This is a genomic window from Mesorhizobium qingshengii (genome assembly GCF_900103325.1).
In the GTDB taxonomy this organism is placed as follows: Bacteria; Pseudomonadota; Alphaproteobacteria; order Rhizobiales; family Rhizobiaceae; genus Mesorhizobium; species Mesorhizobium qingshengii.
Genome location: NZ_FMXM01000003.1, coordinates 74,061 through 86,300, shown reverse-complemented (window position 1 = coordinate 86,300; position 12,240 = coordinate 74,061). Strand labels below are relative to the sequence as shown.

Here is a 12,240-nt window from a genome sequence, read left to right as displayed (position 1 = left end):
GCTGCTTTGCAGCGACCTTCCCCACAGGGGGGAGGGTAAAACGCCAGCGCCCCACCTCCCCCTTGTGGGGAGGTCGGACCAAAGGTCCGGGTGGGGGGCGAGCCGGAATGAACTTCTCAGAACCCCGCTCTTGCAATGACTTCGATCCCCGAAACAATCCTCGACATCGCCAACCTCTCCGTCAGCGTGCGCGGCGAGGAGGGCGAGCGAGAGGTCGTGTCTAACCTCTCGCTGACACTTTCCCGCGGCGAGACGCTCTGCATCGCCGGCGAATCCGGTTCCGGAAAATCGATGACCGCGCTGGCGATCATGCAATTGCTGCCGCAGCCCGCAGCCCGGATTTCATCCGGTACGATCCGCCTCGGCGAGACCGAACTCACGACGCTCGACGAGCGCCAGATGCGGCGCATTCGCGGCGACCGCATCGCCATGATCTTCCAGGAGCCGATGACCTCGCTCAATCCGGTGCTGTCGATCGGCCGGCAACTGACCGAGTCCATCGAGGCGCATACCAGCCTGTCGTCAGCCGAGGCCCGCCAGCGCGCCATCGAGGCGCTGAAGGCGGTGCGCATCTCCGAAGCCGAAAGCCGGCTGAAGCAGTTTCCGCACGAACTGTCCGGCGGCATGCGCCAGCGGGTGATGATCGCCATGGCGCTGGCGCTCAAGCCCGACGTGCTGATCGCCGACGAGCCGACGACCGCGCTCGATGTCACCGTGCAAGGCGAGGTGCTGGAGCTGTTGCGCGACCTGCAGCGTGAGCATGGCACCAGCGTCATCCTCATCACCCACGACATGGGCGTGGTCGCCGAAATGGCCGATCGCGTCATCATCATGCGGCATGGCCGCATGGTCGAAGAGGGAAAGACATCAGACATCTTCGCCCGGCCGCAAGCCGACTACACGCGCGAACTGCTCGCCGCCGTGCCGCGCATCGGCACCGGGATCGGCCGGCAGAAATCCAGGGATGCCGAGACGACAACGCCGGCCAATGTCGCCGTGGTCAACGATCTGCATGTCCGTTTCGATCTGCGCGGCGGCGTCTTTGGCCGGGTCACCCGCCGTGTTCACGCCGTCGAGGGCGTCAGCTTCTCGATCGCGCCCAACGAGACGCTGGCGCTGGTCGGCGAGTCCGGTTGCGGCAAGTCGACCACCGCCAAGGCGCTGGCCGGGCTGGTGCCTTACACCGGCGACATCGTCGTTGGCGGGCGCAATTTGTCCGGCCTTGGCCGCGACCAGCGCAAGGCGGTGCGCCGCGACGTACAGATGATTTTCCAGGACCCCTTCGCCTCGCTGGACCCGCGCATGCGTGTCGGCGACCTCGTCGCCGAGCCGCTCGTCATCCATGGCATTGCTTCGAAGGAAGAGCGCGGGGAGCGGGTTGCGGCGCTGTTCGAGCGTGTCGGCCTGTCGGCCGATCAGATGGAGCTTTATCCGCATGAATTTTCCGGCGGCCAGCGCCAGCGCGTCTGTATCGCGCGGGCGCTGGCGCTGCGGCCGAAGTTGATCATCGCCGACGAAAGCGTCTCGGCGCTCGACGTCTCGGTGCAGGCGCGCGTGCTCGATCTGCTGAAGGAATTGCAGCGCGAATTTGGTGTCGCCTATCTCTTCATCTCGCACGACATGGCGGTGGTCGAGAACATCTCCGACCGCGTCGCCGTGATGTATCTCGGCCAGATCGTCGAGATGGGCACGCGCGACCAGGTGTTTTCCAACCCGCGCCACCCCTACACCAGGCGGTTGATCGAAGCCGTGCCGGTGCCCGACCCGGCCAAGCGAAGAAGCCGCTTCGCCCGCCTCGACCAGGAGATACCGAGCGCCACCCGCAGGATCGGCGAGGCGCCGCTTAAACTGGCGTTGCAGGATGTCGGTGGCGGACATCTTGTTGCTGCTGGAAGCTGAGGGCTCTGCCTGGACCGTTCGAGCCGTGCGTCCGCCTTCGGACGGCACGGCTGCAATCACGCGATGGCGATCTCGATCGCTTCACGCGTCATGGCGTCACCACGCGGCCGCCGTCGATCAATTCCTGATGAGCCCCTCATACGGCGCCGTATTCAGGATGTAAGCCACCTCGGTCCGATTCCGGGCGCGAAGTTTTTTCATGATATTGCGAACATGCACCTTGACCGTGCTCTCACACATATTGAGTTCATATGCGATGATCTTGTTCGCTTTCCCGCGACGCAGCGCCTCTATGACCGAAATCTGGCGTGACGTAAAAACGTTGTCGTCCTGCGCCTGCTGTTTGGCCGTCTGCTGGCTGTCCTTGACGTTTTGCGCTGACTGGAAAAGTACACTCGGCGGGATGAAAATCCCCCCTGCCGCCACGAGATGAATGGCCTTGGCTGCAACCTGCAAGCTGACGCTCGTCGGAACGTAACCGCGCGCACCATTTTCGATCGCCTTGAGAATGTCGTCAAGATTCTCGATATCGGCCAGGATGATGGCACTGACCGAAGGTCTGGTCGCTTTGAGGTGGGCGATCCGGGCAAGATGGTGGTCTGCCTCGGAGTTTGACCACATAACGCACATCAAGACCGTCGAGATCCTTTGGGTCTCCTCCAGGTCTGCCGCGTCGAAGGCTTCGATGCTCGAGAAATGCCGGAAGCGAAATGCTGGTTCGATTTCCGCGAGACCTCTTGCCAGGCAGTCGCACATCAGCGGTCGATCATCAATAATCGCGATCTCGATATCCGCCGCCGTGGATTTGGGAGGGTTATCAAGATCGATATCGAAAGTGCACAGGCTTTGTTGGGCCGTCTCGTATGGTTGAATTGTTGTCATAACTTCACCCCTTTACCGCCGCTCCCACCCATTGAGGGCGTGGCCACTCCACTGTTTTAGCTCCCGCTTAGTAAGCGTGGATTCGAGGCCGGCGTATGTGAAACAAGGCACACGACGGGGCGAAGCGGGTTCCGGGCGCGATTTCGGCAATCCGAAAACAACCGGCCCCGATACGCCGACCCGATGAAGGCAATTGCTCCACCCTGCGCTTGAAACCGCTCAAAGCATGGTGAATCGGCTCAGGAATAGCAGCCGCGTTCGATGGCGAGGCGGCGCACCAGCGCCAGCACGGCATCGATGGTCGGGGTTGGCTTGTCCGTCAGCCGGCCGAGTTCCTGGACGGCCGTCACCAGCGCGTCGATCTCCATCGGCCGTCCACGCTCCAGGTCCTGCAGCATCGAGGTCTTGTGCTCGCCGACATCACCGGCACCCTTGATGCGCCGGTCGACCGCGATCGGAAAGCGCACGCCAAGGCTTTCGCCGATCGCTTGCGCCTCCAGCATCATGGTGCGGGCCAGCGTGCGGGTGCCCTCGTCGGCGACGATCGCCGCCAGCGTGCTGCCGGTCAGCGCCGAGATTGGGTTGAAGGAGAGATTGCCCCACAGCTTCACCCAGATTTCGCTGCGGATATCGTCGCGCACCGGTACCTGCAGCCCGGCCTTGACCATTTCCTCGGCCAGCAGCGTGACCCGTTCGCTGCGCTCGCCAGAGGGTTCGCCGAGCGCGAAGCGCTTGCCCTCGACATGGCGGATGAGGCCGGGCGCATCGACCTCGACCGCGGGATAGACGACCGAACCGATGACGCGCTGCGGCCCGATCCGCTCCCAGATCGCGCCGCCGGGATCGACCGCATTCAACCTCGTGCCTTCGAGCGGCCCGCCAGTGCCGTGGAAATACCACCACGGCACGCCGTTCTGCATGGTGACGACAGCGGTGTCCTGGCCGAGCAGCGGTGCGATCTGGTCCAGGGCAGGGGTGAGGGAATGGGCTTTCAGCGCCAGCACGACATAGTCCTGGGCGCCGAGCTCCTCGGGCTTCGCGGCGGCCCTGACGGGGGCGACCGATTCCTGGCCGTCCTCGATCAGGCGAAGTCCGCTTGTCTTGATCGCTTCGAGATGGGCGCCACGCGCGACGATCGAAAGATCGGTCCGGCCGGTAATCGCAAGCTTGGCCGCGAGATAACCGCCGATCGCACCGGCGCCGAAGATGGTGATCTTCATCGTTAAAGTCCGAGTTTGGCGGCAAGCCCGATGCGCTGCAGCTTGCCCGTCGCGCCCTTGGGGATCTCGTCCAGGATCAGGATCTTGCGCGGCACCTTGAAGTCGGCGAGCCGCGTCGCCGCATGGCTGCGGATGTCGCCCTCGGTGGCGGTCATGCCTTCGCGCAGCACGACTGCCGCCGCCACGTCCTCGCCAAGCTTGTCATGCGGCATGGCGAAGGTGACGACCTGCGCCACCGCCGGATGGTCCATCAGCACGTCGTCGACCTCGAGCGGCGAGATCTTTTCGCCGCCGCGGTTGATGATCTCCTTGAGCCGGCCGGTGACGCGCAGATAACCGTCTTCGTCAAGCACGCCCTGGTCGCCGGTGTGGAACCAGCCATGCGCGAAAGCCGTGGCGTTGGCATCCGGGTTCTTCTCGTAGCCCGCCGTCACATTGGGTCCGCGAATGACGATCTCGCCGGTCTCGCCGGCTTCCAGCAGCCGGCCGTCAGGCGCCATGACCGCCACCTCCGGTCCGGCGGCCGCGCCAACGCTGCCCGGCTTGCGCAGGCCGGGCGGCAGTCGGTTCGAGGCCATCTGGTGCGCCGCCTCGGTCATCCCGTAGGATTCGATCACAGGACAGCCGAAAGTCGCCTCGAGCTCGGCCATCACCTGCGCCGGCAGCGACGCCGAGGACGAGCGGATGAAGCGCAGACGCGCTGCCGCCAGCACCTCTGGATTGCGGGCTGCCCGGGACAGGATGGCCTGATGCATGGTCGGCACCGCCGTGTACCAGCTTGGTTGTGCCTCGCTCAGCCACTGGAAGAAGCGTAGCGCGTTGAAGCCAGGCGTGCAGAAGATGCTGCCGCCCGACGCCAGCGAGGACAGCACGGCCGCGATCAGGCCGTGAATGTGGAACAGCGGCATGATGTTGAGGCAGCGGTCACCGGCCGTCAGGCCGAGCGTCGCGCCGATATGGGCGGCCGAGGCTGCTATGTTGGCATGGCTGAGCGGCACCAGCTTGGGCCGCGACGTGGTGCCCGATGTGTGCAGCAGCAGCGCGATGTCGCCGTCCTGAGCCATCTCGGCCGCTGCCGGAGCACCGATCGCCGCACCCTCGATCGCAAAACTTCCGGCAGGTTCGTCAGGCAGGGCGACAAGCCTGAGCACACCGATGCCGAGGCGTTCGGCCACCGTCACCGCTGGCCCGGCCTCGTCGGCAGCGACAAGGATCGCCTTGGCGCCGATGTCGGTCAGGTAGAAATCGAGCTCGTCCGCCCGGTAGGCGGGATTGAGCGGCGCCGTCGAAGCGGCCGCCGCCACCGCGACGAAGGCGGTGGCCATCTCGGGTCCGTTCGGCAGCACGATCGCCACCCGGTCGCCTCGACCGATGCCGAGCGCATGCAGTCGTTCCGCCGTGGCAGCGACAAGGCTACGCAACCCGCCATGGGTGAGCGTCGGCCTGTCAGGGGCCGAAATTGCCGGCGCATTGTCGGCGCCGGCGACGAGACGGCGGGAAAGCTCTTTGGGATTTGCAATGTTGGTCATGATCACCGACTGGATTTCGAACGACTACCGGCGGGAGCGCCGTGGGCGGGCTTGCCTCGACATGGATACGCCATTGGACAACGGATCGCCTCAGTAGCCAAGCGCCAAACCATCCTTGCGTGGATCGGAGGCGCCGGTCAGGGTCCCCTTCTCCCAGTCGATCAGCACCGCCTGCCCGCCGCCAAGCGGATGGTGCGGCTCGGCTATGCGATGGCCGCGCTGGCGCAGGCCCTCGATCGCCTCGGCGGGAACGCTGCGTTCGGCCTCCACGATATCATCATTGTAGAACACTCTCGGCGCGTCCAGCGCCTGTTGCGGGTCCATGCCGAAGTCGAGCATGTTGGTCAGCAGATGGACGTGCCCGAACGGCTGGTAGCCGCCGCCCATCACGCCGAACGGCATCACCGCGCGGCCATTCTTCGTCGCCATGCCGGGCATGATCGTGTGCATCGGCCGCTTGCCGGGCGCGATTGCGTTCGGGTGCGCCGGGTCGAGGCGGAAGCTCGAGCCGCGATTCTGCAGCACGACGCCGGTCTTCGGGCTGACCACGCCGCTGCCGAACGAATAGTAGGTCGAGTTGATGAAGGAGACCGCGTTGCGGTCGCGATCGACGATGGAGATGTAGACCGTGTCGCTGCCAGGCAGGTCCACGCGCGGCAGATGCGTCATGGCGCGGTCGCGGTCGATCTCGGCGCGCAGCCGGTCGGCATAGGCGCCGGACAGAAGCTGCTTCACCGGCACCGGGACATGGTCCTGGTCCGCGACGAAGCGATCGCGGTCGCGATAGGCCAGACGCCCGGCCTCGATCTCCAGATGCAGGCGTTCGGCACCATTGGGGTCGAGCCCGCCAAGCTCGAGCCCCGACAGCACATTCAGCATCAACAGTGCCGTCAGCCCCTGGTTGTTCGGCGGCATCTGATGAATCTCATGGCCGCCATAGGAGACGCTGACCGGCGCCACGTAGTCGCCTCTGGTCACCGCGAAATCCTCGCGCGAATGAAGTCCGCCCAGTTCGTTGAGCCGGCTGACGATATCGTCGGCGACGGCGCCTTCGTAAAAACCGGCGCGCCCCTGTTTGGCGATTATCCGCAAGGTGGCGGCGAGTTCCGGCTGGCGGTGGACATCGCCGGCCCTGGGTGCCTTGCCGCCCGGCAGAAAGATGCGCGCGGCGTGCTCGTCGGCCGAAAGATCCGTCTCCGGTTCGGCCCAGTCGAAGGCGACGCGGTCATGCACGACATAGCCGTTCTCGGCGTAATGGATGGCCGGCGCCAGCGCATCGGCAAGGCCCTTGCGGCCATGGTCCTCCAGCAGGCGGCACCAGGCGTCGACGGCGCCCGGCACGGTGACCGCGTGCGGTCCCTGCAGAGGGATACAGTCGAAGCCTTTTTCCAGATACCAGTCGACCGTCGCCTTGGCAGGGGCGCGACCCGAACCGTTGAAGGCCAGCACGTTGCCTTGCCCCTTCGGACAATAGAGCACAAAGCAGTCGCCGCCGATGCCGGTCGACTGTGGTTCGACCACGGCCTGCACGGCGGCGGCGCAGACGGCGGCGTCCATGGCATTGCCGCCGGCGCGCAGCATCTCGATCGCCGCAAGGGTTGCAAGCGGGTGCGATGTCGCGGCAACCGCTTCAGTGGCACGAACCGGCGAGCGGCCGGGAAACTGGAAATCACGCATTCTGTCTTTGTATCCCTTGGTCTGATGGATGCGACGTTGCCGCCATGGCGTAACACGACACGGCAACGGATCGCTTCGGCTTCTCGACACTGCGCATTTTGCCAATTCTCCTCGTTACGCCAGACGCGTATCAGGCTCGGACCCGATAAGGCGTTAGCCAGGTTTCCAGCGCGTTCAGTGCCGAGATGATCGTGAAATTGATGGTGAGATAGATCGCGCCCGCGGCCACGAAAACCTCTACGGCGCGATAGGTCTGCGAAATAAGCCCCTGGGCGATGCCCGTCACTTCCATCAGGGTGACGATCGATGCAAGCGACGTACCCTTTACCATAAGGATGATCTCGTTGCTGTAGCTCGGTATGGCTTGGCGCAGCGCCAAAGGCAGAACGACGAGGCGCAGGGTCTGGAGCCGTGTCATGCCGAAGGCAGAGGCCGCCTCGACAAGGCCGCGCGGCACACCCTGTATCGCACCCCGCAGGATTTCGCTGCCATAGGCCGCGGTATTGAGACTGAGCGCGATGATGGCGCACCAATAGGGCTCGCGAAACAGCCACCAGAGCCCAACTGCCTGAAGTGTGGGGCGGAACTGGCCGAGGCCGTAATAGATGAGGAATATCTGGACGAGCAATGGCGTGCCGCGAAAGACGGCAACGAAGGAGCGTATGGGCCAGACCAGCATCCGATGGTTTCCCTGCTGCGCCAGTGCGAGCAACAGGGCCAAGGCAAAGCCTATTCCGATCGACAACCCCGCAAGTTGCAAGGTTAACGGCAAGCCGGAGAGAAGGGTGGGAATGATCTCTACAAAGAAGGCGAAGTCGATCATGCGTGGACCATGCCACGCCACGCCCGTGCCTCGCCGTAGCGGAAGACCGATCCGGTCACGGCAGCGATGAGGAAATACAGCGTCGCGGCTGCTATATAGAAGACGAAGGGCTCCCGCATCGATCCCGCGCCGATCTGAGATTGCCGCATCAATTCCACCAAGCCGATCACGGAGATCAAGGCCGAATCCTTGAGCACAAGCTGCCAGACATTTCCGAGGCCCGGCAGGGCGTGCCGCATCAGTTGAGGCACGATGACGAGACGCAGCGATTGGAACCGGGACAGGCCGAGCGCCTTGCTAGCCTCAAACTGGCCGAGATCGACGGCGAGATATGCTCCGCGATAGACCTCGGCTTGATAGGCGCCCGAAATGATGCCGATCGCCAGGACGCCAGTCGCAAATGTCGGCAGCCCGACGAAGCCTGCGCTGCCGAAGAATTTACCGATCTCAGTCAATGCTATGCTGCCGCCGTAGTAAAGCAGGTAGATCGTCAACAGATCGGGCACACCCCTGAACACCGTGCCATAGCCCTTGGCGACCCATGACGGTAAAGCTCTCGTGGAGAGCCGGCCTCCTGCTGCAACCGCGCCGAAGAGAGCGCCGAGCAGGAAGCCGAGGACTGACAGCGCAAATGTCACTCCAGCTGCCAGCAGCAGGGCTCCGCCCCAGCCGCCCTTGCCCACGGAAAGGATATGGAGTGTGTCCGTCATGTGAAACCTGATCGTTCAGCGCGGCACCCGGCCGATCGGTTGATACCAATCGGCCGGACAGAATACACACGTGGCTACTTGACCGGCGTCACGTCCGTTTTCACCCATTTTTCCGAGATGCGTTTAATGGTCCCGTCGGCAATGGCGGCGCTGATCGCGTCGTTCAGCATTTCCTTGAGCTTGGCGTCTTCCTTCCTGAGTCCCGCACCCGTTCCGGCGCCGAACAAGCCGCCGACAAAGCCCGGACCTGCAACCGTGAAGCCCGAGAATTCGGGTTTTGCGAGCGTCGCGGCGAGCGCTGTCTTCTGAGCGAATATTGCATCGATGCGGCCCGCGGCCAGATCGAGATCGTGCTGCTCGGTCGTCTTGTACTCGCGAATCTCCACCGTGTCGCCGAAGTATTTCTTGAGGAATTCGAGCATGGCCGTGGCCGCCTGGACACCGACCACCTTGCCCTTCAGCAGGGGCTTTAACTTGTCGACCGCGGCCTTGGAAGCAGCCTCATCGTCCAGTTTGAATTTCTCGGTCGAAGGGCCGAGCTTCCCCAGATCGCTATCCTTGGCGGCTGCGAACCCGCCCGGGTCGATCGCATAAGGCTGGGTGAAGTCGATGGTCTCGAGGCGTTTTGGCGTGATGAACATGCTGGCCATGATCACATCGAACTTGCCGACCTTCAGCGAAGGAATAAGTCCGTCCCAGTCCTGAGCGATGATGGTGCATTTGACCTTCATCCGCTCGCAAAGATTGTTGGCGAGTTCGATCTCCAGTCCGTCGAGCTTGCCGTCTGCGTTGGTGAAGTTCCACGGAGCGTAGGCGCCCTCCGTGGCGATGGTTATGGCCTTGGGCGCGTCCTCGGCCAATGCGGTGTGCATGAAGCCGAGCATGCTGAGTGCGGCCGCAACTGCGGCCAAACGACAAACTTTCATGTGGTTCCCCTTTTTTGATAGGCTGATCGATCTGTTCCTACGTCCGGCCGCATTGCCGGTTCGAGGCCATTCTTGTCCGGCCGGCGTTCGTCACCGGCTCGAACTCACGAACTCGGCCAGCATCGGTGCTGTGCTGAGAATATGATCCTGCATCACCTTTTCCGCGTGAAGTTCGTCGCCTGAACGCAAGGCCGCGATCACGGCGGCATGCTCCTCGCGCGCAGAATGCGGCTTGTCACAGTCGTCGAACCAGATGCGCATGTAGGGCTCTATCACCACATGCAGCGCCGATATCTGGTGGATAAGCTTGGGCCTTCGGCTTAGCGCACAGATACGGCCATGGAATTCCTGGTGGCGGACCACCCAGTCGCTGCTGCCGCTCTGGCCCGCGCGTTCCATGCGCTGGAGCAGGCGATCGAGTTCCTCGAACTCCTCCTCATCGATCCGGGGCATCGCCAGCCTTACGGCCAGTCCCTCCAGAACCGAGCGAATTTCGAAAATCTCGTAAAGCTCATCGACCGTCAGGCCTGCGACCACGCATCCACGATTGGGCCGCAGAACCACCAGCCCGTCGGAGGCCAGGCGCCGAAAGGCTTCCCGCACCGGCATGCGACTCATGCCGATCTCGGCGGCAATCTCCTCCGGAATAAGCCTGTCGCCCGGTTTGTAGCGGCCGAGGCGAAGGGCTCTATGAACGTGCCTGTACGCCTCTTCCTCAGCAGTGGCGGACATCTGTGGCTCTGCCGGAAAGGCTGCTGGCATGGGGCACCTAAAAGTATTTTTGTATCCACGTATTATCAAATCCGCATTTTATTTCGTCGTCAATACCCCGGTGACGACGTTCAGAAGCCGATACCGGTGCAGTGCACCACCGGCACGATCTATTTCGGGCCGGGAGAGTCTTTGGGATGGTGTCGCCCTGGGCGTGGCAAATCAGACCGGCTACGACTACAAATGGGACGACAACAGGCTAAAGCGCGAAACTGGAAACCAATCTGGGGCCAAGCAAACCAAAAATACGCTGCGCGACTCGGTCTGTTCCTCGCTCAAGACGATGATCGTGACCGGCCAGATTCCGCCGGGCTCGCGCGTCACCGAAACGACATCGCGGTGCGACTGAATGTCAGCCGCACGCCGGTGCGCGAAGCCTTCAACCGCCTCGACCGCGACGGCCTGGTCACCGGCCGCCCGCGCCAGGGCTATGTCGTCACCGAATTCGACATCAACATGTTCCGCGAGGCCTTAGATCCGCGAACTGCTCGACGGCCATGCGACCGAACTGGCCGCGGTCGCGGCGACGGAACTGCGCGCCATGCTGGCGGAATGCGAGCGGCTGGCCGCCATCCCGGACCGCACCACAAGGGAAAAATTCCAGGAGCTTGAGGTCGGCATCGACCTGCACCGCGTCATCGTCGAGATCAGCGGCAATGTGATGCTGCATGGCATGCTGTGCGGCATCCTCGACAAGTGCCAGCACTATGCCTGGACGGAGCTGCTGTGGCTGGACGAATGGAAGATCGCCCGCGACGAGCATGCCGAGATTGTCGAGGCGATCTGTGCCGGTGACGCCAGCCAAGCCGGTACGCTGGCGCGCTCCCATGTGCGAGGATCTCGCGACAATGTGCTGCGCCTGCTGCAGGCCAAGTCGGACTATCAGTCATTCCTGGCCAAGGCGTCCTGAGCAGGGTCGGCCGACCCTGACGGAGCGCCCGGCAGGCCTTCAGCCCTTGCGCTCCTGAAGGCTGTTGCCGCCGTCGACCACCAGCAGGGCGCCGTTGACATAGCTGGCGCCTTCCGATGCCAGGAACACGACCGCGGCGGCCACTTCATCCGGCCGCCCGGCTCGCGCCGGCGGCGTATGCAGGGCAGCTTGCCGCTCCATCTCGCTTGACGCCCCCGTTTCGATCCAGCCGGGAGCCACGGCGTTGGCGGTGATGCCGTTCCTCGCCACTTCCAGTGCCAGCGTGCGCGTCAGGCCGACCATGCCGGCCTTGGCGGCGGAATAGGCGGCCGTGCCTTCGAAGGACACCAGCGGCCCGGTGATCGACGCCACATTGACGATGCGCCCGTAGCCCGCTTCGACCATCGCCGGCAGGAACGCACGGGTGACGAGGAATGCCGTCTTCAGGCTGACGTCGATTCCCTGATCCCAGTCGGCCTCGGTCATGGAGAGAAACGCCTTGTCGACTGATGGCGATGCCAGCGAGCCCATGCCGGCATTGTTGACCAGGATATCGACGGCCCCGACGGCCGCCCGCAGCCGCGCGACATCGGCGGCTATAGTGAGATCGGCGACGACGGCGGTGGCATCGATGCCTTCGCCGCGAAGCTCGGCGGCGCGATCGAGCACTCGCGCACTGGCGCCATTGAGGAAAACGGCATGGCCCGCACGGCCGAGCTGCCGGGCAATGGCAAAGCCGATGCCATCGGCGGCTCCGGCTCCGGTGATCAAAGCGCGTCTGCTGGTAGTCGCGGCCATGCGGGCTCCTTTGCGGCTGGCCTCATTTTCGATTGGATTGGTATGTTGGTTTATCGGCGTACCCGCAATCGGATGTAGCAAGAATGTTCGCGCAA

At 63.7% G+C, this 12,240-nt stretch carries 12 protein-coding genes and 1 pseudogene; 4 read left to right on the top strand and 9 right to left on the bottom strand.

Annotated features, from left to right (window positions below; genetic code table 11):
* The first annotated feature begins 135 nt into the window (after window positions 1-135).
* Window positions 136-1,899, top strand: a complete 1,764-nt coding sequence (locus tag BLS48_RS04115) for an ABC transporter ATP-binding protein (protein ID WP_091575750.1) — start codon at window positions 136-138, stop codon at window positions 1,897-1,899.
* Between the two features lie 117 nt (window positions 1,900-2,016).
* Here BLS48_RS04115 and BLS48_RS04110 read toward each other — a convergent pair whose 3' ends face one another.
* From BLS48_RS04110 to BLS48_RS04075, 8 genes are all read right to left on the bottom strand, one after another.
* The gene (locus BLS48_RS04110; RefSeq protein ID WP_091575749.1) at window positions 2,017-2,781 is read right to left on the bottom strand and encodes a LuxR C-terminal-related transcriptional regulator; all 765 of its coding nucleotides are present in this window, start codon (window positions 2,779-2,781) and stop codon (window positions 2,017-2,019) included.
* A 239-nt stretch (window positions 2,782-3,020) separates the two neighbouring features.
* Window positions 3,021-4,001: a 2-dehydropantoate 2-reductase gene (locus BLS48_RS04105; protein WP_091575748.1), complete on the bottom strand. Its 981-nt coding sequence runs from the start codon at window positions 3,999-4,001 to the stop codon at window positions 3,021-3,023.
* A 2-nt stretch (window positions 4,002-4,003) separates the two neighbouring features.
* Window positions 4,004-5,530: an acyl--CoA ligase gene (locus tag BLS48_RS04100; RefSeq protein ID WP_091575747.1), complete on the bottom strand. Its 1,527-nt coding sequence runs from the start codon at window positions 5,528-5,530 to the stop codon at window positions 4,004-4,006.
* A gap of 90 nt (window positions 5,531-5,620) precedes the next feature.
* Window positions 5,621-7,207 (bottom strand): gamma-glutamyltransferase, encoded by a 1,587-nt coding sequence (gene ggt, locus BLS48_RS04095; protein ID WP_091575746.1) that lies wholly within the window; start codon window positions 7,205-7,207, stop codon window positions 5,621-5,623.
* A 130-nt stretch (window positions 7,208-7,337) separates the two neighbouring features.
* The gene (locus BLS48_RS04090; RefSeq protein ID WP_023777791.1) at window positions 7,338-8,030 is read right to left on the bottom strand and encodes an ABC transporter permease; all 693 of its coding nucleotides are present in this window, start codon (window positions 8,028-8,030) and stop codon (window positions 7,338-7,340) included.
* Window positions 8,027-8,740, bottom strand: a complete 714-nt coding sequence (locus BLS48_RS04085; RefSeq protein ID WP_091575745.1) for an ABC transporter permease — start codon at window positions 8,738-8,740, stop codon at window positions 8,027-8,029. The genes BLS48_RS04090 and BLS48_RS04085 overlap by 4 nt, the downstream gene beginning before the upstream one ends.
* A 74-nt stretch (window positions 8,741-8,814) precedes the next feature.
* On the bottom strand, window positions 8,815-9,666 hold the full coding sequence (locus tag BLS48_RS04080) for a transporter substrate-binding domain-containing protein (protein WP_091575744.1): 852 nt from the start codon (window positions 9,664-9,666) through the stop codon (window positions 8,815-8,817).
* A 90-nt stretch (window positions 9,667-9,756) separates the two neighbouring features.
* Window positions 9,757-10,428 carry a GntR family transcriptional regulator gene (locus tag BLS48_RS04075; RefSeq protein WP_091575743.1) on the bottom strand — a complete coding sequence of 224 codons (672 nt, stop codon included), beginning with the start codon at window positions 10,426-10,428 and terminating at the stop codon, window positions 9,757-9,759.
* Here BLS48_RS04075 and BLS48_RS36105 point away from each other — a divergent pair.
* The 3 genes and pseudogenes from BLS48_RS36105 to BLS48_RS36100 all read left to right on the top strand — a co-directional run bounded on the left by BLS48_RS36105 (window position 10,427) and on the right by BLS48_RS36100 (window position 11,347).
* Window positions 10,427-10,786 (top strand): hypothetical protein, encoded by a 360-nt coding sequence (locus BLS48_RS36105; protein WP_244529510.1) that lies wholly within the window; start codon window positions 10,427-10,429, stop codon window positions 10,784-10,786. The genes BLS48_RS04075 and BLS48_RS36105 overlap by 2 nt on opposite strands.
* Window positions 10,777-10,824, top strand: a pseudogene (locus BLS48_RS36745) (hypothetical protein); the annotation flags it as partial. The gene BLS48_RS36105 and the pseudogene BLS48_RS36745, both read left to right, overlap by 10 nt.
* 88 nt (window positions 10,825-10,912) lie before the next feature.
* A complete protein-coding gene (locus BLS48_RS36100; RefSeq protein ID WP_342028500.1) occupies window positions 10,913-11,347 on the top strand; it encodes a GntR family transcriptional regulator in 435 nt (144 codons plus the stop codon).
* Between the two features lie 39 nt (window positions 11,348-11,386).
* On the opposite strand, the gene BLS48_RS04065 is transcribed toward BLS48_RS36100, so the two are convergent.
* On the bottom strand, window positions 11,387-12,145 hold the full coding sequence (locus BLS48_RS04065) for an SDR family NAD(P)-dependent oxidoreductase (protein WP_091575742.1): 759 nt from the start codon (window positions 12,143-12,145) through the stop codon (window positions 11,387-11,389).
* Window positions 12,146-12,240: the final 95 nt, after the last annotated feature.